Source organism: Burkholderia ubonensis subsp. mesacidophila (assembly GCF_002097715.1).
GTDB lineage: Bacteria > Pseudomonadota > Gammaproteobacteria > Burkholderiales > Burkholderiaceae > Burkholderia > Burkholderia mesacidophila.
On record NZ_CP020738.1, the window covers coordinates 1,813,920 to 1,838,258 of the forward strand.

General features: G+C 67.7%; 15 protein-coding genes and 1 pseudogene. 1 reads left to right on the forward strand and 15 read right to left on the reverse strand.

Annotated features, from left to right (window positions below; translation table 11 throughout):
• Positions 1 to 432: 432 nt before the first annotated feature.
• Both B7P44_RS25595 and B7P44_RS25600 read right to left on the reverse strand, forming a co-directional pair.
• Positions 433 to 1,446: a glycosyl hydrolase family 18 protein gene (locus B7P44_RS25595; protein WP_205128714.1), complete on the reverse strand. Its 1,014-nt coding sequence runs from the start codon at positions 1,444 to 1,446 to the stop codon at positions 433 to 435.
• Between the two features lie 197 nt (positions 1,447 to 1,643).
• Positions 1,644 to 2,087, reverse strand: a complete 444-nt coding sequence (locus tag B7P44_RS25600) for a GNAT family N-acetyltransferase (protein ID WP_084908731.1) — start codon at positions 2,085 to 2,087, stop codon at positions 1,644 to 1,646.
• Between the two features lie 266 nt (positions 2,088 to 2,353).
• Between B7P44_RS25600 and B7P44_RS25605 the strand changes: the two genes are divergently transcribed.
• Positions 2,354 to 3,547, forward strand: coding sequence for an MFS transporter (locus B7P44_RS25605; RefSeq protein WP_084910022.1), 1,194 nt, complete (start codon positions 2,354 to 2,356; stop codon positions 3,545 to 3,547).
• Between the two features lie 33 nt (positions 3,548 to 3,580).
• Here B7P44_RS25605 and B7P44_RS37990 read toward each other — a convergent pair.
• From B7P44_RS37990 to B7P44_RS25670, 13 genes and pseudogenes are all read right to left on the reverse strand, one after another.
• Positions 3,581 to 3,905: pseudogene (locus tag B7P44_RS37990) on the reverse strand (hypothetical protein); the annotation flags it as partial.
• Between the two features lie 36 nt (positions 3,906 to 3,941).
• A complete protein-coding gene (locus B7P44_RS25615; protein WP_084908732.1) occupies positions 3,942 to 8,804 on the reverse strand; it encodes an RHS repeat-associated core domain-containing protein in 4,863 nt (1,620 codons plus the stop codon).
• 9 nt (positions 8,805 to 8,813) lie between these two features.
• Positions 8,814 to 10,079, reverse strand: a complete 1,266-nt coding sequence (locus B7P44_RS25620) for a hypothetical protein (RefSeq protein WP_084908733.1) — start codon at positions 10,077 to 10,079, stop codon at positions 8,814 to 8,816.
• 14 nt (positions 10,080 to 10,093) lie between these two features.
• Positions 10,094 to 12,298: a type VI secretion system Vgr family protein gene (tssI, locus tag B7P44_RS25625; RefSeq protein ID WP_084908734.1), complete on the reverse strand. Its 2,205-nt coding sequence runs from the start codon at positions 12,296 to 12,298 to the stop codon at positions 10,094 to 10,096.
• Entirely contained in the window at positions 12,295 to 14,961 is a 2,667-nt protein-coding gene (gene tssH / locus B7P44_RS25630) for a type VI secretion system ATPase TssH (protein WP_084908735.1), read from the reverse strand. The genes tssI and tssH overlap by 4 nt, the downstream gene beginning before the upstream one ends.
• A 12-nt stretch (positions 14,962 to 14,973) precedes the next feature.
• Positions 14,974 to 16,059: a type VI secretion system baseplate subunit TssG gene (gene tssG / locus B7P44_RS25635; RefSeq protein ID WP_084910023.1), complete on the reverse strand. Its 1,086-nt coding sequence runs from the start codon at positions 16,057 to 16,059 to the stop codon at positions 14,974 to 14,976.
• Complete coding sequence (gene tssF, locus B7P44_RS25640; protein ID WP_084908736.1) at positions 16,056 to 17,930, reverse strand: type VI secretion system baseplate subunit TssF; 1,875 nt, start codon at positions 17,928 to 17,930, stop codon at positions 16,056 to 16,058. Before tssF ends, tssG begins: the two co-directional genes overlap by 4 nt.
• A gap of 4 nt (positions 17,931 to 17,934) precedes the next feature.
• Positions 17,935 to 18,483 carry a type VI secretion system baseplate subunit TssE gene (gene tssE, locus B7P44_RS25645; RefSeq protein WP_084908737.1) on the reverse strand — a complete coding sequence of 183 codons (549 nt, stop codon included), beginning with the start codon at positions 18,481 to 18,483 and terminating at the stop codon, positions 17,935 to 17,937.
• A gap of 17 nt (positions 18,484 to 18,500) precedes the next feature.
• Positions 18,501 to 18,992, reverse strand: a complete 492-nt coding sequence (locus B7P44_RS25650; RefSeq protein ID WP_059847442.1) for an Hcp family type VI secretion system effector — start codon at positions 18,990 to 18,992, stop codon at positions 18,501 to 18,503.
• Between the two features lie 34 nt (positions 18,993 to 19,026).
• Positions 19,027 to 20,535: a type VI secretion system contractile sheath large subunit gene (gene tssC / locus B7P44_RS25655; protein ID WP_059730240.1), complete on the reverse strand. Its 1,509-nt coding sequence runs from the start codon at positions 20,533 to 20,535 to the stop codon at positions 19,027 to 19,029.
• On the reverse strand, positions 20,528 to 21,118 hold the full coding sequence (gene tssB, locus B7P44_RS25660; protein WP_084908738.1) for a type VI secretion system contractile sheath small subunit: 591 nt from the start codon (positions 21,116 to 21,118) through the stop codon (positions 20,528 to 20,530). The genes tssC and tssB overlap by 8 nt, the downstream gene beginning before the upstream one ends.
• 55 nt (positions 21,119 to 21,173) lie before the next feature.
• Positions 21,174 to 22,289, reverse strand: a complete 1,116-nt coding sequence (gene tssA / locus B7P44_RS25665) for a type VI secretion system protein TssA (RefSeq protein WP_407924019.1) — start codon at positions 22,287 to 22,289, stop codon at positions 21,174 to 21,176.
• A complete protein-coding gene (locus B7P44_RS25670) occupies positions 22,276 to 24,327 on the reverse strand; it encodes a serine/threonine protein kinase (protein ID WP_084908740.1) in 2,052 nt (683 codons plus the stop codon). The genes tssA and B7P44_RS25670 overlap by 14 nt, the downstream gene beginning before the upstream one ends.
• Between the last annotated feature and the right edge of the window lie 12 nt (positions 24,328 to 24,339).

The following is a 24,339-nucleotide window of genomic DNA, read 5'->3' on the forward strand; positions in this document are numbered from 1 at the left end:
TGCAGACTTTCGTTCCTGGCTTGCTTCAAGCGAGTTCGCAGAAAGTTGTTCCAAACCGCGCGCCGTCATCGCCGACACGCGGTCTAGCCCGATTACGGCTGCGAGATTCGGCGCAAGCGATCAGCCGCCGATTCCGAGCCGGCGGGTGCCGCACCCGAAGCGATACGACGCGCCTCTTCGACCGCAGCTTGTTGGTCGAGCGGCTTTTGAAGCGGTAGTCGCTCAACGAGACCCAGACCACTCGCGCATCCATGCCGTCGCCATCAAACGCCAGCAGTTGGTTCTTCTTCACCGTCGGCGAAATGAGGCAGGCCCTTCGCGGTGACCGCCAGAAGCTGACGACTGTGCAGGATCTTCGGAGGCTGCTTGTACGCGTGATGGATCCACGCGTATTAGCACAGAATGACCACCCTGCCGCTTTCATGCACGACACTATTGCTGGGCAAGGCCTGCCTTCAAGGCTTGCCAGAAGCGTGAATCCTCCATCCCCAGCGCATACATCGACGTCCCGGCCAGCCCGTAGGCATTGACGAGGCTCGTCTTGAGCTTCACGCTGCGCGCATTTTCAGTCCACACCGTGTGCGTACCGCTACCGTCGTCGGCCGTGTAGCGAAACGTCACCGAGTTGTTCGAGCCGACGTAGCTCGGTGTCACCCCATACTGCTTGACAAGCGCATCGGTATCGGCCCAAAAGAGCTGCTTGCCGGAATAGTCGGCACGCCAATCGTAACCGTACGACGGCAGGCCGTTCAGGATCTTGCCCGCCGATACCAGCGAGACGGCGTAGTCGAGGTCGTTTTCCATCCAGTCGGAGCCTGCGACGGGGCCAGGCGCCCAGGTCGGAATCCGCTCGTCGTAGGTCATGATCTGCAGGTAATCCGCACCGGCGCCCAGCGCGCGCAGGTCATAGCCGTAGTTGGCCGAATGCGTCTCGTCGACCGTCGAGAATGCCGGTACGCTCACGATGAGCTTGAGCCCTTTCGCACGCAGCGCTCGGCCCAGCACCTGCACGAAGTTGCTGAAGTTGCTGCGGTCGCCCTGATCGACCGATTCGAAATCGATGTTGATGCCCGCGAATCGATTTTTCTGCGCGAACGCGACGAGGTTGCGCACGGCCGTATCGAGGCTCCTGGTCGCCACGTCGTGCGCGATCGATGGACTCCAGTCGGTATCGACATTCGAGACGCAACCGTATGCGGGAATGCCTTTGGACTTCAGGAAGGCGAGCGCCTGGGTGGACGCCGGATCGCCATTGCCCGTGACGACCCCGTCTTTCGTCACGTTGTAGAAATCGACCGAAACGGCATTGAAATTGCCGTAATGGCGGGTCAGCGAATCGTAGTTGTGCGGATAGCCCGAATAATAGGCGAGCACCATCGGTTCGGCCGATGCGTTGATCGACGCGGCAGACAGGAGGCCCGCAATGCAGGCGACGATACGTTTCATCGTTGTGTTTCCCAAGTGTTCGCAACCGGACAGTGCGCTGCAATCGAGATGTTGAAATGGATTTCCTCAGCGTCGCTCAGATCCGGGGCCATCGCGGCCCATGGTTTTCGTTGCGATCCAATCCGTCTATATCGGCCGATTCCCATCGCTCTGTAGTTTCAACGGAGCGTTCCGTCAACGATTGCAGAGACGGACGGTCATTGCCCGCCCTCGCCGCTCGACTCCAGCAGCAGGTATTCGCCGTCTTCCGCTGCGCCGGCGCCAATCTCGGTAAAGCGGCACGCGCGATAGAACGCAAGGGCCGGCTCGTTGGCGCGCAGGCACTTGAGCCGGTAGCGCGTCGCAGGCCAGCCCGGCAGCGCGCGCAGCAGGGCCCGGCCGACGCCGCGCCGGTGGTGCGCCCGATCCACGTACAGGTGATGGATGAAATGGTCCGGCTCCCAGACCGACACGAAGCCGGCGAATCGCCCGCTGTCGTCCTCGGCGAGCAGCAGCCGCTCGCCTTCCGTCTGGTCGTCGAAGTCGGCCAACCGGAACGCGTCGCCCGGCTGCCAGAAGAAGGTCTCGCGGCGCGACCGCAGGAACAGCTCGCGCAAGGCCGGTATGTCCCCGGCCACGGCGTCGCGTACTGTGATCCTCATGAATCGATTACCTCGCAATGGTTTTGGTCGCCCGGCGGGCGCATTCTTAAATCAACAATAAAAAATATTATTTGATTAATTCGCATCATGCCTTTCTTTTTCACCGCCGCGCCCTGATCACATTCCGATCAAACGTGCGGTGTGACGATGAACTATATAGATTGCCCGAGCACCGTCCGACAGAACCATCGTTACTGGAGACAGGCGTGAACACATTGTCCGGACCGGCACGCGCGCTGGATGCAGCAAGCGGTCGGAACACCTTCGTGCTCGTCGCGTTCACCGCATTGACCAATCTCGCGGACGGCGTGACCAAGGTCACGCTGCCGCTGATGGCGACCGCCCTCACGCAATCCCCGATGTACGTGTCCGGCGTATCGCTGACGCTTACGCTGCCGTGGCTGCTCGTCGCGCTGCATGTCGGCGTGCTGGTCGATCGCGCCGATCGCCGCGTGCTGCTGTGGAGCGCCAACGGCATGCGGCTCGCCGCCATCGCGACGCTCATCCTGCTGTCGCTCTCGAACGGCATCACGCTGCCGGTCCTGTACGCCGGCGGTCTCGCGCTCGGCATCGCCGAAGTGATTGCGCTGACGTCGGCTGCCGCGCTGATTCCCGACGCTGTCGCGCCCGCCGCACGCGAACGCGCCAATGCGTGGGTCGCCGGCGCGGAGACCGCCTGCAACGAGTTCTGCGGGCCGCTGGTGGGCGGCCTGCTGCTCGCCGCCGGCACGGCGTTCGCGCTCGGCACGGTGGCGGGTGCGTACCTGATCGGCGCGCTGGTGCTGTTCCTGCTGATCGGCCATTTTCGCGTCGCCCGTGCGACCGATGCGCCGCATGAGCCGGTGCGCACGCAGATCGTCGAAGGGCTGCATTGCCTGTGGCGCGAGCCGATCCTGCGCCTGATGGCGGTCACGCTCACGGTGCTGTGCGCGTGCTGGGGCGCATGGCTCGCGGTCATGCCGCTGTTCGCGACGAAGGTGATGGGCCTCGATGCGCGCGGTTACGGCGTCATGTTGAGTGCGCTCGGCATCGGCGGCTTCGTCGGCGCGGTCAGCGTCACCGCGCTGAACCGCTGGTTCGGGCGGCGCACGGCGATGTTCATCGACCTGTTCGGCACGCTCGCGATGATGGCGATGCCGGTTGTCACTGACAATCTATGGGCGGTGGCGGCAAGTGCATTCGCAGGCGGGCTGGGCGGCACGCTGTGGACCGTCAACTCGCGCACCATCAGCCAATCGCTCGTTCCCGGGGCGCTGTTCGGACGCTACAACGCCGCGGCTCGCCTGTTCAGCTGGGGCGCGATGCCGGTCGGCGCGGGGCTCGGCGGGCTGCTCGCCGAGTCCGTCGGGATGCGCGCGGCGCTCGCGGGTTTCGCCGTGGTCACGCTGTTGCTCGTCGTGCCGTTTTTGCGGGTTGCGACACCGGCGGCGTTGAATGTCGAAGAGAACAGCCCGTGCTGAGAGCGCTTCTATCATCCGACGAGGCATCGTACGCGCCATGAACGATAGCGGATCGTTATTGGCCAACACTGTCCCGCTGCCCCTGTAGATTCGGCGTCGTTCGACGGCAGTTTCGCAACCGGTGGGGAGCGAACGACTCGCCCAGTGAGACATATGGGCCAGAAACGTGCAACGAATGGGTCCACGCCGTGGCCCGCAAAAATCCGTTCACGAATATGGGGCGACCCGCCATGCCTCCCATCCCTACGCCGGCGCCGTCCGCGCTGGCGATGTCGCCCGCAACCGAGAACGCGGGCTTTCCGAACTGCACGCCTTCGGCAATCAACGGCTCGCTCATCAGATCGGCTTTCGCGCGCTTCAGTTCGGATGCCGTCGCGTTAGCTTGGCACGAGAACTAAATCAAGGGGGGGTGCCGCCATGATGATTGCGTCCCAACCTGATGCCAGCACGGCTCACCTTCGCACGGCAGTATCTTGTGCCTCAACTCTGGATCATCAGTACCGTTTGGTCTTATATCCAAAATCGGTATGTCGCCAAAAAAATGCTTGTAATAATTACTGACCAGAGGCTTCGTCTCATTTACGGTTATGTCTATCCCGGCTACGACCCTTGCAAAACGACCACCACTGCTTAGCTGCCAAGTGTCCACAATGCCAAGGTCCAATATCCCGCTCCTTGGATATGCTTTCTCCTTTCCCTCGGCATTCACATAGGTTGTCGGCACCCGGAAACCATTCCGGCCGATAGAAGCTGGTTGCCAGCAAAAGCGATAGCGTCCCTGCAAAAGAGGATTTTCATCATTAGCCTCGATCGCAAACTGCTCAAGGATGGCTTCTGATTCGTTTTTGGTTGCGCCCCAACTGACCGCTTTATTGCCCGCCTGGGCCATTATTTGAATAATTTTTCGGAAAGTGTCGTCAGCGCTATCCAACCCCATGGGGTCGGCCCAAGATATGGTGTTGTTGGCATACCGGTAAATGTTCGTAGCAGGCCATATGCCAAGTGGATCCTGGGATACAAATATCCCGACGTGACTGTCATAGTACCGGTACCGGTTATAGTGCAATCCCGTTTCCGCATCGAAGTACTGCCCCTGAAACCGGAGCGGTTGGTTGAATTCTTCCAAGGCAGAGCTTCGGGCGACCGTGCCCCAGGCCGCGTAGTTGCCCGCCCAGACGACCACTCCAAGCGGATCGGTGATCCGGGTTGGCGCACCGTTGGGATCGGAATGAAAGTAGTACATTTCTGAAGGGGCGCGCGTCGGTCCCGTGTCTTCCCACACGTCGTCATCGCCAGTTGCGTGTCTCGCATTCCGCGTGTCGCTAGCTGGAGGCCTTGGTGTATCCGTTGCGGATACGCGCCGCATTCCTGCCAGCGGAAAAAATGTCCCAGGATAGTAGATCCACTCCCGCGTTTCGCCATGTAAATGCGTTAATCCAGGTAACGCATCTCGCGTATCGACTGGCCGGCTTGGGAATTGAAACTGTGTCGTACGCGCGCTTGAGGGCACATTTGTCGGGAGCTGGACAATGTCTTCGCCGACCGCCGCAAATTCACCCACCATCGCATCCCCTTCCCAGAAGTAGCAGCTGGTCCGAAGCGATGTTGACCAGGAGGACGCTGACCCTGCCCGGGAATCGACGTCGCGCTGAATCTCCGTAATCTTCTTTGTGCGTCGATGGAACACGTCGTACCCATAGCGCGTACGAATGCTCAGCGTGCCGCCCGAGTCCACCGCATCCGCGGGTGCGCGACGCACTGTCAACGTTTCGATCAACAAGCCGTCACCATCCCAGCGCAGCATCAGCTCCTGTTGCGGATCCTGTTTGCTCACGAGGTTGCCGATACAGTCGAACGCATAGTAGCAGCCGTCATGTTCACCTTCCCGGATCCACGTGTCCTGCCCGAAGGCGCCGGTCTGGTTTCCCCGGCGAATCCGCGTCTTCAGCAGGTCACCCGCCGGATCGTACAAGAAGCGATGCAGCTTGCCCGTCGGGTCCAGGTGTCCAGTCAACCTGCCCACCGGATCGTACTGGTAGTGCTCGACACCAAGTTGCGAATCACGCTTTTCGGTCATTTCGCCGTTGGCGTCGTACGCGTATTCGCTGGCGAATAGAAGGCTGGTTCCCGAAAACAGCGCTTGTTTCGCCAGCGCCCCCTCGGACGTGTATGAGAGCTCGTGCCGCAGCTCGGTGCCAAGATGCTCGACGCGGATCTGCCCAAGCGCATCGCGCTCGAATGAGATCGGCGTTGCTTCGTCAATCTGGACCGAGCTGACCACGTCAAACGGGTCATACCTGTAGCGAACCGTATGAGCGATGAACTCACCGCCCGCGTTGAGTCTGGTCCTGCGTTCGATCCGGTTGCCAGCGGCGTCATACGCATGGGTGATCACGAAGTCGTCGCCCTGCCTTTCCTCGACGACGCGACCAAGCGCGTCATAAACCCATTCGACGCGGCTGTCTGGATTCTCGGCGACGATCAGGTTGCCGCGGCGATCGTACGAGAACATCTCGGTACGGTCCCCAGCCGGTTGCCGCGGATCCCGCACACGCTTTTTCACGAGGCGGCCAAGCATATCCCATTCGTAGTCGATCGCCTGCCCCAGCGGATCGATACTGCGCAGCAACTCGCCCTTCGGGCCATACACGTAGCGCCGCGATTGCCCCCAGTAATCAACCTCCTCCACGATCCGTCCCAACGCATCACGTTTGAGCCGATATAGTTCGCCGCGCTCGTTGATCACCCCAACCAGTTTCCCCTCGGTGTCGTACTGGTATTCGATCACGCCAACATGCGGCGTCAGTCGTTTGCGCACGTGCCCCAATGCCGAATATTCCAGCTGCGTAACCTGGCCATTCGGATCGCGATAGTGCGTCACGTTGCCGCCGGCGTCATATCTGCAAAAGGTTTCCCCTCCCCCCGGCTCGATTGCCCACGTCAGGTTGCCGTTGCGATCGTATTCATAACGACTCACCTGCCCCAGAGCGTTGACGATCTGGACGATGTTAGCCCGCACATCGTATGTGTAACGGGTGGTATGGCCAAGCGCATCGGCAACAGCATCAAGATTGCCATCGCGATCGTAAGCGAAGCGGGTCACGGCGCCGCTGGGTCCCGTACGGGCCACAAGCTGCCCATGCCGGTCGTACTCATAGCGCGTGGTGATCTTTATTGGCGAAGTTTGTTCAAGCAGATTGCCGCGCTCATCCCACGTATAGCGCCACTGCCGGTCACCCGGCGCGCTCATGCACACGAGTCGGTGGTCCGCGTTGTACCCGACACGGACGAAGCGACCGTCCGGCAGCGTCTGCGCCAGCAGATTGCCGTACGCGTCGTACTCCCAGAAGGTCGTGCGCCCGGCAGGGTCGGTTTTTGCGCTTGCGCGCCCCAGCGTGTCGTAGCGGTAACTCCACACACCACCCAGCGGGTCGATCTTTGCCACCGGCATGCCGCGCTGGTTCGCCTGCAGGATGGTCATGTAGCCCAGCGAATCGGTCATCCGGGTTTCACGATTTGCGACATCGTAGACAAAGCGGTAATCGGCAATACCATTGTCGCCCCAGGCGTGTTCGACCCGCCACCCCCCGTCGTCATGCCGCCGGTGACTGTAATAGAACGAGATCCCCCGGGCGCTCGTGTGACGCACCATACGGTGGCCGTCGTCGTACGCGAAATGATGCGGCTGGCTCATCGCATCCAGCGCGGCAACCAGATTCCCGCTCCGGTCGTGCTCGTAACCGACAAGCGGATGGGTGCAACCGCCGGCATCGATTAGCGTCAGCGCGGTGAGCAGACTCGCATGACCTCTGGCCTGGTCGCCAGTGCCCGCCTCACACTCGATCATGCGCCCGGTCGCCTCCTCGCCCTTCAACTCGACCAGGCGCGACAGGCTTTGATCCGGTTCACGCTCGAATACCCACGCGTTTCCGTTCAGGTCAGCCATCCGCATGACGGGCAACTTCGCCGTGGCGCCTTCCGCGAGCCCCTCCAGCGCGCGTTGCCATTGCGCGGGCAATGAAAACTCATATTCGATGCCGCGCGCACGGAGGACCATCTGATCGTCCTGCCTATACAAGGCATAGCCGTATTGCCAGTCATACACTCGCACCGGCCACCCCGCTGCATGCGGCATCGCATCGAAAGCCGTCGCGTGATCCAGGAAATATGCCGCCACGCCCATCGAGCCTTCGTGCCGCATCAGTTCGAGTCGAATATCAGCCGGTGTCCGCCAGCCCACGCCAACAGCGCCGCGCCACGTGTCGTGACTCGCGTAATGCCGAACCCATACGAGCGGCAAGCGCCCCGACAGTGTGAAATCGCGCTGTCGCATGACCACTTCGCCGGTGATCATGTCCACCGGATCGGCTCCCAGCACCGTGCAACGCAAAAATCCCGGTTTCAGATGCAGTTTGTCTGCCAGGTTCTTTGCCCACCCTGAGCCACGAAACGCCTTGAACAATCCCACTGCCGCCGCCGCCATGTTCATGACCGGCGCCCCGCCCACCAACACCGGCCGCCCCACCGGAATCGGCAGCATCACCGAACTCGGCATCGAAGGATAGGTCCGTTCCGTATGCGCGCCATTGTGCGAAGGCGGCTCCATGCCGATCGACCAGCAGCTCAGCGCCTGCAACGCCATGTACGACATCGGATCGTTGTTGGCCAGCACCGTCTTGCTGCCCATGAACGATTCCCCGTCGTTCGACGGCTCCGGATCCTCTGCCGGCGGCGGCACGAACGCTTCCCCTAGCGGGAAATGCAGCCCTGGAACGTGATACGCGTGCGTCCCGGCCGTGGCCCGCAGCAAACCGTTCACGAAAATGGGCCTGCCGCTGCTTCCCCCCGCTCCGACGTTGGAGCCAAGATCATTGCTGATGCGGCTCTCGAGCTTCTTGCCCTCTTTCGCAAGGCTCCCCCCCTCCGCAACAACAGGGTTGTCCTCGATGTCCGGCAGCTTGCCGCTCATCCAGCCGGCCATGTCGTCGACCTTCCGCATCGCCGCGTCGGCCTGGTCCTCGAGCTTCTTCACCTCGTCGGGATGATCTTCGATGTACTCGATCACCTTCTCCTCGACGATCGTCATCGCAATGCTGCCGACCACGCCCTTCGCGGCCTCGACATACTCGCGCAAGTCGAGCATGAACCCGACATGCGGATGCGGCAGGAACACCGGCGGCGTCCCCGGCGTGACCAGCACCGAATGAACATCGATCCCGACGACGGGATCCAGATGCTTGACAGCCAGCAGTGCCATTGCGCCCCCTCAGCGCCCGCCGCGCAGCGCGGCGACCTTCTCGCTCAGCTCGCCGCGCCGCCGATCGAACGCCCCCACCTGCGACACCATCCATTCGACGACGAGCCGCAGGTTGCTGTTCACGCGCATCGATTCGTCGATCATCAGCCCCGCGTCGAGCGCATTGAACCCGGCTTCGAGCGCATGCTCGCGCTCCCCCGCCCGCTCCCAGCAGACGGCGCTCATGCGCCATGCCTCGACGGTCATCAGCGCATCCTTGGCAGCAGCGGTCGATGCCGCCGCACGTTCGTAGCAATACGCCGAATGGGCAAAATCCCTGTGCGTCAAATGCACGCTCGCCTCGCCGAACAAACCGTTCGCGACGAGCTTGTGCCCGGCCGGGTGTCCTGCCTCGACCGCGCGCAGGCCGCTCGCGGCAGCGCACCGATACGCATCGATCGCCCGCTCGCGGTCACGCCATTTCAGATACGCGGCGCCGGCGATCAGGTGCACGACGACGCACTGGTCGAACCACTGCTCGCGCTCCGCCACCTTCAGCGCCGCCGCGCGCAATTCCTCGAGCCGCGCCGGATGGCCGCCTTCGATCGTCTCGCTCAACATCACGAACAGGCGCCGGAACTCGCCGCTGGCGCCGCGCTCGCCGGATTCCGCCAGCAGTTCGCGCGGCACGCTCGCCATTGCGTAGCGGCCATGCACGACGCGCACGGCCTCCGGATGACGTTGCAGCAGCCCCGCCAGCGGCGCGACGTCGGTGCGCGGCACGACGAAGCGCACGCGCTCGCCGAGCTTGGGCGAGGCGGCAACGCCTGACAGCAATCCGTCCAGCCAGCGCGACCATGCAGCGTCGTCACGCACGCGCGCCGGCTCCAGCACGAACACCAGCGCCGGAAAGATGTCCGGATGGTGATGCATCAGGCTGTCGGCGACCGTGAGCAGATGCAGCACCGGATTCGCGCCGGCATTGCGCGGCGCCTGCCAGTCGGCACGCAGCCCCTGCGCATTGGACGCCTCGCGCCGGCTGTCGTAGAACGCGACGAGTTCATCGACCAGCGCTTGCACATAACGCGCTTCGCCGTCGAAGCCCGCACGCATCGTCCGCACCGCGCACGACGTTTCCTCCTGCACCTGGAAATACAGCCGCACGAGCTGAGCATCGGTCTCGTCGGTCTGCCAGACCATCAGCCGCGCGGCCTTGTCCTTTGCGAAACGCATCCAGTCCGTGTGCGCGTCCATGAACCTGCGCTCCACGGGATTCGTCGGTTGCCAGTTCTGCATGTGCGCAGGCCCCGTCAGGGATTCAGCTTCAACACCGTGCCTTCGACCGTGTGCTCGCCCGTCGCCGACGACGTCACCGTCTTGCCGCGCACGCTGTGGCTGTCGGAGCCGGTCGATTCGACCTTGACGCCCTGGATCACGATCGTGCCGTCGCGCTGCATCACGATGCTCGACTTCCCGCAGACGAGCGAAAGCTGGTCGCCGGCGTTGACGAGCACCTGCTGCTGCACGTTCATCGTGTGATTCACACCGACGTTGACCGACTGCGCACCGCCGACGGTGAGCACATGCGCGTTCGTGATCGACGACGTGCGCGCGCCGATCTCCTCGGTATGCGTCGCCGCGACCGTCGTCTTCATGTCCTGCGACGTCGTGTGATAGAGCTGCGCGACCGTCAGCGTCTTGCCTTCGCCGATGGTTTCGGTCTTGCCGTGCGCGACCGTCTCCTTGTGACTGCCGCCGATGGTCGCGTCGCGATTCGCGCCGACCGTCACGGTTTCGTTCTGGCCGACCGAGCGCGTCCGGTTGCCACCGACCCCATGCGTCTCGTTCCCGCCGATCTGCGCGACCCGGTGCTGGCCGATGTTCACCGTCTCGTCCTGCCCGACGCTGCGCTGCCGGTTGTTCTTCACCTGCATCGTCTCGTCGTTGCCGACCGTATGCGTATGGTTGTTCCCGACCGACAGCGAATGATCGGCCTCCGTCTCCGCGTCGAAGTTGCGCTCCGCATGCAGCCACAACTGCTCCGCGCCCTTGCGGTCCTCGAAGCGCAGCGCGTTCGCGTGCTCGGTCGTGCCGCCCGGCGACGAACGCGACAACAGACCGCTTTGCGTCGCGCTCCCCGGCAGCCCCCACGGCGGCATCCGCTCGCCGTTGTACACGCGCCCGGTCACGATCGGCTGATCGGGGTCGCCGTTCAGGAAATCGACGACCACCTCGTCGCCGATGCGCGGAATCTGCACCCCGCCAAACCCGCCGCCCGCCCACGGACTCGACACGCGCACCCAGCACGACGAATCCTGGTTGCTCTGCCCGTAGCGGTCCCAGCGGAACTGCAGCTTCACGCGGCCGTACTGGTCGGTCCAGATCTCCTCGCCCGGCGGCCCGACCACGGTCGCCGTCTGCGGGCCGCTGGTGCGGGGCCGCGGCGTCGTGCGCGGTGACCGGTACGGCAGGCTCGACGGCTGCACGAGCACCTGCGACGCATGCACGACCGCGTCGGCGCCGCCGCCGGTCGCGTATGCGTTTTCCTGGAACCGGTACGCGCACTGCACGACCAGGTATTCGCGGTTCTGATCGGCGCGCGGGCAATGCGCGAGCGTGAACAGCCAGCCCGGCGCGATCCCGCGCACGTCGGTGCTCGCGCTCGCGCGCTCGTGCTCCGCCTGCCGCTCCTCGAGACGCACGCGGCTGTAGTGCGCGCCGGGCGCGTCGTCGCGATAGCCGCCCGGCCATTCGAACGACGCGAAGCCGTCGTGGTCGTGGCCGCGCGGGTCCACCTGCTGCGCGGACAGGTCCGCGCGCGGCTTCGTATAGTCGTAGTCGCTGGTCTGGTGCTTGCCGATGCTCACTTCCTGCGCGGGCAGCCAGCTGTCGACGTGCTCCTCGTCGGCGATCGCCGTGCGGTCTGGCGCGATGAACGGAATCGTCGCGTAGCCGGGCAGCGCCGCATGCGACGACATCGCGTCGCACAGCGTCAGCGTGTGCGATTGCGCCGCGTGCCGGAAGTAGTAGTAGATCCCTTCGAACTCCATCAGGCGCGACACGAACGCCTCGTCGGTCTCGTTGTACTGCACGCAGTAGTCGCGCGGCGCATACGATTCCGTCAGCCGGTTGTCGATCGGAAACCCGTACGGCGCAAGCACCTCCTGCACGATTTCAGGCACGGTCTTGTTCTGGAAGATCCGGCAGTCCGAGCGGCGCGTCGCGAGCCACAGCCACGGGCGCACGACCAGCGCGTAGCCGTAGTGGCGCTCCGCGCGCCGTCCGGCGAGCGACGCGCGCGCGACGATGCCGTTCAGGTAGCGCGTCGAGTGATCCTGCTGCTCGATCCGGACCGTCACGGGTTTGCCGAGCAGCTCCTTCAGCGACAGGCTGTGACTGTCGGCGAGCGCCTCGATCCGGTATTCGAACAGGCGGCCGAGCGCTTCCTCGCCGTCGAGCCGGTGGAATTTCAGGTCGTCGCCGTTCGGGCTGTCGAGTGTGAAGACACGATTCACGGCGCTTGCTCCTCGTCGAACCGGTAAACGAACTGGCCGTCGGCCGCGCCCACCTCGATCGCCGCGAGCGCGCGGCCGTCGAGCGTCGCGCGCAGGATCGCCTGGCCGATGCGCGGCAGCACGGTGTGCGTGAGGATCGCGTCGACCATCCGGCCGCCGGATTCGATCGTCCGGCAACGCTCGACGATCAGCGCGGTGGCCGTGTCGGCGCAATGCAGCCGGATGCCGTGATGCGCTTCGATCCGCCGCTCGATGCGCTGCAGCTGCAGCGCGACGATGCGCGCAAGCAGCACGTCGGTCAGCGGGTAGTACGGCACGACCGTCAGCCGGCCGAGCAGCGCGGCCGGGAACACGCCGAGGAGCGGCGTGCGCAGCGCATCGGCGAGCGTCTGTGCATCGGGCAGATGCTGCGGGTCGCGGCACAGCTGCATCACGCGCTCGGAGCCGACGTTCGACGTGAGCAGGATCACCGTGTGCCGGAAGTCGATCGCGCGGCCTTCGCCGTCCTCCATCCAGCCCTTGTCGAACACCTGGAAGAACAGCTCGTGCACGTCGCGATGCGCCTTCTCGATCTCGTCGAGCAGCACGACGCTGTACGGCCGCCGCCGCACTGCCTCGGTCAGCACGCCACCCTGCCCGTAGCCGACGTAGCCGGGCGGCGCGCCCTTCAGCGTCGACACCGTGTGCGCCTCCTGGAATTCGCTCATGTTGATCGTGATCGCGTTGTGCTCGCCGCCGTACAGCGTGTCGGCGAGCGCCAGCGCCGTCTCGGTCTTGCCGACGCCGGACGGGCCGCACAGCAGGAACACGCCGTGCGGCTTCGCGGGATCGTCGAGCCGCGCGCGGGCGGTCTGGATGCGCTCGGCGACCAGCTCGATCGCGTGGCGCTGGCCGACGACGCGCTCGCCGAGCGTATCGGCGAGGTTCAGTACCGCCTGCGTCTCGTCGCGCACCATCCGGCCGAGCGGAATGCCGGTCCAGTCGGCGACGACGGCCGCCACCGCGTGCGTGTCGACCGCCGGCAGCACGAGCGGCGCGTCGCCCTGCAGCGCGGCGAGCGCCGCCTGTGCGCCCGCCAGCTTCGCCTGCAGGTCCGCGCGCGCTGAAGCGTCCGACGGCGCGGCCGAAGTTGCGCAGCCTAGCAACGCGGCGCGCGCGCCGACGATCGTCTCGAGCGCGCCGCGCTCCGCCTGCCAGCGCGTTTCGAGCCGGTCGAGGTCGGCCTGCGCGGCGGCGAGCGCCGTGTCGATGCCGTCGAGCCGCGCCGCATCGCCGGCGCCGAGCGCGCACTCGCGCGCGATCCGCTCGCGTTCGACCCGCAGGCCGTCGATGCGCCGGCGCGCGTCCTCGACCGGCGCCGGCACCGCATGCTGGCTGACCGCGACGCGCGCGCACGCGGTGTCGAGCAGGCTGATCGCCTTGTCGGGGAGCTGGCGGGCCGGAATGTAGCGATGGGACAGGTTGACGGCCGCCTGCAATGCGTCGTCGAACACGAGCACGCGGTGATGCGCTTCGAGCTTCGCGGCCAGCCCGCGCAGCATCGTCAGCGCCGCGTCCTCCTCCGGCTCGCTCACCTGCACGAGCTGGAAGCGCCGCGTGAGCGCCGGGTCCTTCTCGATATGCTGCTTGTATTCGGACCACGTCGTCGCGCCGATCGTGCGCAGCAGGCCGCGCGCGAGCGCGGGCTTCAGCAGGTTCGCGGCGTCGCCGGTGCCGGCCGCGCCGCCCGCGCCGACGAGCGTATGCACTTCGTCGATGAACAGGATCACCGGCCGCTCGCCGGACATCGCTTCGTCGATCACGCCGCGCAGGCGGCTCTCGAACTCGCCCTTCACGCCGGCGCCGGCCTGCAGCAGCCCGATGTCGAGCAGGTACAGCGCGACGTCGCGCAGCGCCGGCGGCACGTCGCCGGCGGCGATCCGCAGCGCGAACCCTTCCGCGACGGCGGTCTTGCCGACGCCCGCCTCGCCGACCAGCAGCGGGTTGTTCTGCCGGCGCCGCAGCAGGATGTCGACGATCTGGCGGATCTCGGCGTCGCGCCCGATGACGGGGTCGATCTCGCCGGCGCGCGCGCGGGCGGTGAGATCGACGGCAAAGCGCGCGAGCGCCGAGCCGTCGGCGGCGGGCGCAGCGCGCAACGCCGCCGACGGCTCGGCGCCCAGGCCCGCCCGTGCGGCCGGCTGCGCCTCGGGCGATCCGTCGACGATCGCTTCGAGCTCATCGGCCAGCACATCCGGCACGACGCGCTCGAATTCACGCGCGACGCCGTACAGCACGCTGCGCAGTTGCGGCGTCTTCAGGATCGCGAGCAGCAGCGTCGCGCCGCGTATCCGCGCCGCGTCGTATTTCAGCGTCGCGTAGACCCACGCGCGCTCGACGGCGTCGTCGATATGCGCGGACAGGTCCGACACCGAGCCCGCGCCGCGCGGCAGCCGGTCGAGCGCGGCGACGATGCCGCGATCGAGCGCCGCGGCGTCGATCTCGAAGCGGCGCAGGATCCGGTGCAGGTCGCCGTCCGGGCGCTGCAGGATCTGCTTCAGCCAGTGCGCGAGCTCGACGTACGGGTTGCCGCGCAGCCGGCAGAAGCCGGTCGCCTGCTCCAGCGTCTCGTAGAGGAACGGATTCAGTTTTCCGAACAGGGTGACGCGGCCGATGTCGGACATGGCGGCTCCCGTTTATGCAGGTTCACGATGACGCGCGGCATAGCGGACGACCAGATCGCGCGCCGGCCCCGGCTCGAGCCGCCGCCCGAGCCACGCGGTGCGGCCGATCCCGTGCGGCGCGCCGAGCGCGAGCGCCGGCACCGCGTCGTGCGCGAGTTCGAGCTGGACGTCCCAGTCGTATTCGACGCCCGCGTATTCGCGCACCCACTGCGCGAGCTGCCGCGCGTAAGCGCCGCCGGGCAGGAACCGCCGGTACGCGTCGAGCGACAGCGGGCCGAGCACGATCCGGAAACGCGACTGCGCATCGCGCACCGCGAGGCCGAGCACCGCGCCGCCGAGCGGCTGGGTCGGACGCGTCGCGTGGAGCGCGCAGCGCTGCGCGCGGTCGATCGCCACCCATTGCGGCACGTGCTCGACGACGCGCACCGCGACGCCGAAATGACGCCGCAGGATCTGCACGAGCCCTTCGGGGTTGCGCGTATGCCGCACCAGATGGCCCGCATGGAAATAGCGCGCGTGCGGCGCGAGCGCATCGGCCGGGTCCGCCGGCCGGTCAGCCGCATCGGCCGGGGCGGCGCGCCCGATCAGGCTCGCGACGTAGCCGTCGAAGCGGGCGCGCGCCGGCCGATCGAGGCTCGCGGTCGGCTGCGCGTCGGCCCATGCGCGATAGAACAGCAGGATCAGCCGGTGATGGAACAGGTCGGCGAATGCGGCGAACGCGCGATCGCCGTGCTGGCTCGCCCGCTCGTGCGCATATTCGGTCAGGTGCGACGGCAGCGGCCCGTTCGGCCCGAACAGCCCGAAGCCGTGGATCGCGATGCGCGGCACGGCGCCATCCTCGTCCACGCCGGCCAGCATCGCCGCCGCGAACGCGAGCGACGGCGCCTGGCCCAGCCGCACCGGCTCGTCGCGCGGGCGCGTGGCGCGGCCGAGCGGCGCATGCGCGGGCGACAGCGCGTCGAGCCAGCGCAGCGCGTCGAACAGGTCGTAACCTTGCGGCGCGGCGCGCAGGCGCGCCCAGAACGCGTCGCGGCGCGCCGCATCGGCGGCGGGATGCATGGCGGCCGCCGGGCCGCGCGGGTCCGGTGCGCGCGTCATATCGCGGGCCGCCTGCCGACGCGCGCCGGCCAGTGCGCGAGCCTGCCGCGCTGCGCGCTCGTCAGCACGCATTCGGCGAACGCGTTGATCGACACGTGGCGCGCGAAGAACTGTTCGAGCACCGCGCCGAGCAAAAACGGGCTGTCGCCGGAAAACGCGTGGTCGTCGACGGTCACGTCCACCTGCACCCCGCGCCCGAACATCAGCGGCCCGGCGGCCGGCAGGCGGCGGAACACCGGCGCGAACGCGACCCGCCGCACGCCGTCGATCTGCCGGCGCATCGCGGCGTCGGCCGGGTCCGCGTGCAGGCCGAGCAGTTCGCGCAGCACGTGTGCGCCCTCCTCGTCGTCGAGATCGGTCAGCGTGTGCCGCGCGAGCCCGAGATGGCGGATCAGCCGCCACGCGGTCTGCGCATCGGCGATCGGCGGGCGCGGCCGCGACGGCCCGCGGATCGCGACGATGCGCTCGACGGGCGCCGACACGCGCAGCGTGAACGTGTTCGCGTCGCCGGGCGGCTGCAGCAGCACGAGATCGCGGTTCGTGCACAACGTGTCGACGGCCAGGTAGCGCATCGACTCGTCGTACGGCGCGCACTGGCTGTCGACCAGCGACACGTAGGCCTCGCTGCCGACGTAGCCGGTGCGCGGGCCGTTCGCGCGCGCCTGCGCGGATACGAGACGCGGCTCGCGCCGCACCGTGTAATACGCGCCGAAATTGCCGTCGTCGCCGGCGAACGACGCATGAAACGGCCGGAATTCGCGCGGCGGCCCGCCGTCGCGCGGCTCGCTCGCGAGCCGCTCCACCGCATAGACCTCGTAGTCGAGCGGCCGGCTGCGATCGACGACGACGTGATGCTCGCGCACGCCCTGAGTCACCGGGATGCGATCGCCGCGACGCTTGAACAGGTTCACGGCCGGCGTGCAGTTCAACGCGAGGTGCCGCGCGTCGACGGCGGCCTCGAGCGCCGCGTCGTGGCGATCGAACAGCAGCGTCAGCTCGCATTCGTCGCCGGTCGCGCGCGCGAGCGCGGGCCGCAGCCCGTCGATGCTGAAGAACAGGAACCGCGCGGGAAACGCGAAATACTCGCGCAGCAGCCGGTAGCCGTGGAAGCTGCGGCCGTCGTCGGGCAGGATCGCCTGGCCGGCGTCGAAGCCCTGATGAGCGACCGCGTCCGCGCCGAGCGCGTGCGCCCAGCGCGGCGGCTCGCCGGGATCGTGAACGACGACGCCGAGCGTATGCGCGGCGATCAGCTCGAGCAGGTGCAGCGCATCCCGTTCCGGGCCGGCGAGATGGAACATCAGCTGGTCGAGCGGCATCTGCGCGAGACGCGCGCCGCCGCGCGCGCGCAGCCGGATCCGCAGCGCGCCGCGCACGTCGCGCCGGGCCGGAACGATCCCGCGCGGCAGGTAGGCCGGCGCGCCCGTCACCGCCGCGTCCGCCAGTTCGAGCGGCCACAGCGTCAGGTCGTGCGCGGTGCGGAACTCGCATGCCGTCGATTGTTCGGACCCGGCGGGCCGCGCGCGCAGTGCGGTGCCCGCCGGCAGCCGCCAGCCCTGCGCGAGGCTGCCCTCGTTCATCACCGGCGCGAACTGCACGATCGCCATCGACGGCAGCGGCGCGACGTAGCCCGGATACACCGCATCGAGTAGCGCGTGCGTGAAGCGCGGAAACTCCGCGTCCATCTTGAGCTGCACGCGCGCGGTGAGAAAGCTGAAGCCCTCGAGCAGCCGCTCGACGTACGGATCGGGCGGCCCCGACTCGGGCAGCCGCAGCCGCGCGGCGACCTTCGGGAACTGCTGCGCGAACTCGGCGCCCAGCTCGCGCAGGTACGCCAGTTCGCGGTTGTAGTACTCCAGCAGGCGCGTATCCATCGGGTCAGGCTCCCGCCGCGGATTGCAGCGACATCGCGCCGGTCTCGAGATCGAGATCCGAGCGCAGCACGAATTCGACCGGATGCGGCACCGACCACAGCGTGCCCCGGATCTCGAACAGCAGCACGTTGTGCCGCCGCTCGCCGGCCGCGCCGCCGGGCGCATCGGGCACGCTGCGCACCTCGACGCTGGCGGGCGCGATGCGCGGCTCGAAGCGCTGAATCGCGTCGCGGATCGACGTCTCGACCGCGAGCCGCTCGACGCCCGACATCGGCTTGCCGACGAGCGGCCGCATCCCGTAGTTGAGCACCGACGCCTGCGCGTGCGCGAACGCCGACCAGTCGACGAAGCCGTCCTCCGCGTTGCGCGTGTTGAGCAGCCACGCGAGATCGCGCAGCACCGCCGCGCGCAGCCGCTCCGCGCCGATCCACTGCGCGCCGGGCGGCTCGGCGTGGCGCTGCGGGTCGGCGTCGGTCAGCCGGTCGAGCAGCGCGGGCTGCAGCCGGTCCCGCATGCCGCCGTCCCGGTCGTCGCCGGGGCGCACGTCGTTCATGGTTCGCCTCCGGGCCGCTACATCTCGGTGTTTTCCTTGATGTTCCAGCCGACCGACACCTCGGCGCCCTTACCGCCGTTGTCGTTCTGCTGCCAGTACTGCTTCTTGACCTTCGCGGCCTGGAAGCCGTAGTGCATCAGCAGCCGGTCGGCGGCGTCGCCGGGGTCGACGCCCGCGACCTGCGCGGACGTGACGAGCACCTCCTGCAGCGTCACGCGCATGAACTCGACCTGCGTGCCGCCGGTCTTGCACGCGGAGATCTCGACCGACGGCAGGTGCTTGCCGCTCGCGCAGTTCTTGATGATCGCGGGCGCGCCCTTGTCCATGTACGCGGCCACGACGAGATCGTTGAAGCTCGCCTTGCCCGCGTTGCCGCCGCTGCCGCTCGCCATCGCGCCCGGCTGGCTCGCGCCCCACGAGAACGTCTGGATGTCGGTCCAGCCCTTGTGCTGCGCGTCCGCCGATTCGCCGGTGACGCCGTCCACCTTCATAAACATCGCCACGCCCATTGCTGCCTCCGTCTGGTTGAATGCCGTTCGCCGCTCACTCGCCCGCCGCCTTCGCGGACGGCAGCTTCGAGATGAGCCGCAGCGACACGGTGAGCCCTTCGAGCTGGTAATGCGGCCGCAGGAAAAACTTCGACGCGTAATAGCCGGGGTTGTCCTCGATCTCGTCGACGACGACCTGCGCGGCCGCGAGCGGCTTGCGCGCCTTGGTTTCCTGCGACGAGTTCGCCGGATCGCCGTCGACGTAGTTCATGATCCAGTCGTTCAGCCAGCGCTCCATGTCCTCGCGCTCGCGGAACGAGCCGATCTTGTCGCGCACGATGCACTTCAGGTAATGCGCGAACCGGCAGCACGCAAACAGGTAAGGCAGGCGGCCGGACAGCCGCGCGTTCGCGGTCGCGTCGGGATCGTGGTACTCGGCCGGCTGGTACAGCGACTGCGCGCCGATGAACGCCGCGAAATCCGAGTTCTTGCGATGCACGAACGGCATGAAGCCGTTCTTCGCGAGCTCGGCCTCGCGGCGGTCGCTGATCGCGATCTCGGTCGGGCATTTCTGGTCGACGCCGCCGTCGTCGGTCGGGAACGTGTGACACGGCAGCCCCTCGACCGCGCCGCCCGACTCGACGCCGCGGATCGACGAGCACCAGCCGTACAGCTTGAACGAGCGGTTGATGTTGGCGGCCATCGCATACGCGGAGTTCGCCCACGTATAGCGGTCGTGGCTCGCCGCGCCGGTGTCCTCCTCGAAGTCGAACTCGTCGACCGGGTTGGTGCGCGCGCCGTACGGCAGCCGCGCGAGAAAGCGCGGCATCGCGAGCCCGACGTAGCGCGAATCGTCGGACTGGCGCAGGCTGCGCCACGCCGCGTACTCGGTGTTCTGGAAGATCTTCGTCAGGTCGCGCGGGTTCGACAGCTCCTGCCACGAGTCCATCTGCATCAGCTCGGGCGACGCGCCCGCGATGAACGGCGCATGCGCGGCCGCCGCGATCTTCGACAGCTCGCCGAGCATCTCGACGTCGGGCGGGCTGTGGTTGAAATGGAAATCGCCGACGAGGCAGCCGAACGGCTCGCCGCCGAACTGGCCGTACTCCTCCTCGTAGACCTTGCGGAACAGCGGGCTCTGGTCCCACGCGACGCCCTTGTAGCGCTTCAGCGTGCGCGCGAGCTCGTTGCGCGACGCGGGCAGCGCCTTGATCTTCAGCAGCTCGTCGGTTTCGGTGTTCGTGACGAGGTAATGCAGCCCGCGCCACGCGCCTTCGAGCGTCTGGAACTCGCCGTGATGCAGGATCAGGTTGATCTGCTCGGACAGCTTGCGGTCGATCTCGGCGATGATCCGCTTGACGCTGCCGTAGGCATCGGTCGTCATCCCGACCGTGTTTTCCAGCGCCTGCTGCGCGAGCGTGCGCACGGCCCGCTCGACCGATTCGCGCGCCTCGGCGGTCTTCGGCTTGAACTCCTTCTGCAGCAGCGCGGCGAACTCGTCGCGCGCGACGGCCGGCTGAGCGGCCGGGCGCGCGTCGCTGCGGGTCTGGGCGGATTCATTCATCGCGCACCTCCGGGTGGGTCGTGCCGTCCGGCAAGGCCGGCGTATCGTTCGACGCAGCTGTTGCCGCCGCCGTTGCCACATTTGGCTGGCGCGACAGCGACTTCAGCAGCTCGGGATCATTGATCGCCTGCTCGATCAGCTGCTCGGCGCCGTGCTTGCCGTCCATGTACGACAGCAGGTTCGACAGCTCGGTGCGCGCCTCCAGCAGCCGGCGCAGCGCGTCGACGTTGCGCGCGATCGCGGCCGGCGAGAAATCGTCGATGCGCTCGAACGTCATGTCGACGTTGAGCATCCCGTCGCCCGTCAGCGTGTTCGGCACCTGGAACGCGACGCGCGGCGCGACCGACTTCATCCGCTCGTCGAAGTTGTCGACGTCGATCTCGAGAAACTTGCGCTCCGGCAGGTCCGGCAGCGGCTCCGCGCGCTTGCCCGCGAGATCCGCGATCACGCCCATCACGAACGGCAGCTGGACCTTGCGCTCGGCGCCGTACGTCTCGACGTCGTACTCGATCTGCACGCGCGGCGCCCGGTTGCGCGCGATGAACTTCTGTCCGCTGCCCGCCCCTTTGATTCTGTCCGTCATCGTCTGCTCCTTCGCATCAAGTTGCGCCGTTCGCCGCCGCCCGCGCGGCATCGTGTCATTCGCTCCGCTGGCCGCTCAGCAGGTCCAGCTTCGGCAGGCTTTCCGGAGCGAGGTCCCGGATGATTTCGTAGAAGTCGAGCGCGAGCAGCCGCTGCGCGCGCCGCAACAGCAGCGGCGCGGGATGGCTCGGCTCGTGCAGCTCGAAGTACCGGCAGATCTTGTCGAGGCCGATCCGCACGTCGTCGCGGCTCGTCACTTCGGCGTCGCGCCACGCGCGGCCGTCGGGCGGCGCCGGTGCGGTTGCCGTCGCGTGCAGCGCCGTGGTTTCGGATGCATCGGCCGGTTCGCCGGACGGGTTCGCCTGCTGTGGCCCGGACGCCGTCAGCACGTCGAGCGCGATCCGCCGCAGCGCTTTCTCGAAGTCGCTCTCGTCGGGCGCCCATTCGTCGCCGAGCTTGTCCGTCACGCGCGCGCGGATCGCGCCGAGCGCGTCGAGCGCGGCAAGACCCGCCTCCAGCGGCCGCGCGCCATCGCCGCGCACATGCGCGAGTTCGGCGATCAGCCGTTCGCGGCCGCCCGGCGCGCGTTCCGCGTCGCCGTCGCGGCCGTCGAGCACGCGCTCGGCGTCGCGCACGCTCGGGCCGCCGTCGAACAGCGGCTGGCGGCGCGCCGCGCGCGCGCAGTCGTGCGCGCCCGCCACGTCGGCCAGCGCGTTGATCCGCGGCGTCGGGTCGGGGTCGCCGTCCGCATCGACGCGCGGATGCACGTCGTCCCACCACCGGTCGAGCAGCCCGGCGACGACGGCCAGCCCGTCCGCATAGCCGGCGACGCCGTGCAGCTCGGTCCAGCTGCGCGCGAGGTGCGCGGCGACGCGCAAGTCCTTCGTGCGCTCGGACAGCGCGAGCGCGAGCCGCTCGACCGCGTTCCAGTCCGGCGCTTCGGCCGGGATCACGGTGTCGCCGTACTGCTGCTCCGGGCGCGGCGTCGCGCGTTCCTGCAGTTGCAGGAAGTCGGCGTCGTACTCGAGATTCGCGCCGCACGGCGCGTCGGGCGCGAGGCCGGCGAGCAGGCGGTCGATCAGGTCGGCGCGCGGCGTCTGCATGCGGGCTCCGTTGGCGGGTGGGGGTGCGGTGGCGGCACGCGCCGCTTCGCTGGCGTCATTCGAATGCATAGTCGATGCTGATCGGCTTGCTGCCGGGGTCGATCGTCACGGTGCGCCGCAGCGGCGGCAGCTCGCCGTTGCGGATCTCGATCTGGTAAGTGCCGGGCGCCAGCGACACCGAGCGCAGCGGCGGGCTCGCGCCGCGCCGCACGCCGCTCACGTAGATGTCGCCCCACGGCCGCACGTGAAAGCGCACCGCGACGGTTGCCGGCCGGTCGGGCGGACGCTGCTCGTCCGGGACGGCGGCGACGCTCTCCGCCGAGGTTGCGGCAGGCGGCGCCGCGGCGTCCGACGGCGGCACGGTGACGACCCGCTCCGACGCATCGAGGCTCGCGGCCGGCGCGATCTTCGAGCCGGGCGCGGAGGGCGCGACGTTCGCGGTGTCCTTTGCGATCTGCGGCGGGGGCGGCGCGGCGGGTTCGCTGGCGACCGTCGTTGCGACCGTCGGCGTCGGCTCCTGCACGGACGGTCCGGCGGATGGGCTCGACGGCGGGATGACGATCGGTGTGGCGCCGTGCTGTGCGACGGCGGTCCCGGTGTCGCGGCCCGGTTCGGGCGCCGGCGCTTGTGCCGGCGCGGCTGCCTGCGGCACGCTTGCGCCCGATGCGGACGCGTCGGCCGTGCGCGCCGGCTTCGCGAGATAGGCGGCGCCGATGCCGACCGCGAGCAGCACGGCGAGCGCGCCGCCGACGTAGACGCCCGTGCGGCGACCGCCGCGCCATGGTGCGCGCGGAAGGCGTGACGCCGTGCGCGGGGCGTCCGTTCTCGGTGGGCCGCTGGCCGAAGCGGCAGCCGTCTTGTCCGTGGCTGCCTTCGCCGACAGGTTCGACGCGTCGGCGACGGGCTGCACGCCGGGTGTCGGCGATGCCGGCTGATGTGACGACGCGGGCGCCGCGCGGGATTGGCCGGATGCAGCGCTTTCATCGCTCGCAGGCCGAAGTTGCGTCGATGTCGCAGGCGTCTCGCCTGACGAAGGCGAAGCGGCACTGGCGGCGCCGGACGCCTGACGCTTCAACGCCGATTCAGCATCCGCCGCCGACGAAGCTTGCGCCGACGCAGGCGCGTCGCCGGACGAAGCGGCCGCGCCAAACCCCACCCGACCGAACCCGCTCAGCCCCAACTCGGCCGCGAACGCGGCCACGGATTCCGGCCGGTCCGCGATCCGCAGCTGCAGCGCATGATCGACCGCCGCCAGGAATGCCGGGCTGTACCGCTCGCGCGCCGGCAGCTCGCGCGTCGCGAGCGGCCGGTACGTGTCCTTGATGCTGCGCACGACCGCGGCCGGCGGCAGCTCGCCGGTGATCATCGCGTGCATCACCGCGCCGAGCGCGTACAGGTCGGTCCACGGCCCCTGGCTGAACGCGGGATCGTCGGCGTACTGCTCGATCGGCGCATAGCCGGGCTTGATCATCATCGCACCGTCGTCGACGAGGTCGCCGATCTGTTTGCGCGCCGCGCCGAAGTCGAGCAGGATCGCGTTGCCGTCCGGACGGATCAGCACGTTGTCGAGCGCGACGTCGCGATGGAAGCATTGCGCGCGGTGCAGCGTGTCGAGCGCGCCGAGCAGCGCCGCGACCACGTCGAGCAGCTGCGTCTCGCTCATCTGCATGCCGCCGTCGAGCAGCTGCTTGAGCGTGCGCCCCTCGTAGAACGGCATCACCATGTACGCGGTGCCGTGGCTCTCCCAGAAATGCAGCACCTTGACGAGCCCCGGATGATCGAACTGCGCGAGCAGCCGCGCTTCGTTGAGGAACGCGCCGCGGCCCGCGTCGAACGCCGGCGCGAAGCGCTCCGAGCGCAGCGACACCGTGTAGTCGCCGCCGCGCGTCGCGAGCATCGACGGCATGTATTCCTTGATTGCGACCGCGCGCCTCAGCGTGCGGTCGAACGCGCGATAGACGATCCCGAAGCCGCCGATGCCGAGCACCTCGTCGAGCTGCAGCTCGCCGAGCCGATGGCCCAGCGGCAGCGGCCGCACCGTGACTTCGGCCGCGTCGCCGCGGCTCGCCGTGTCCTGCCCGTTGTCTCTCGCAATTGAGTCCTTCATGTCCACCTCTCG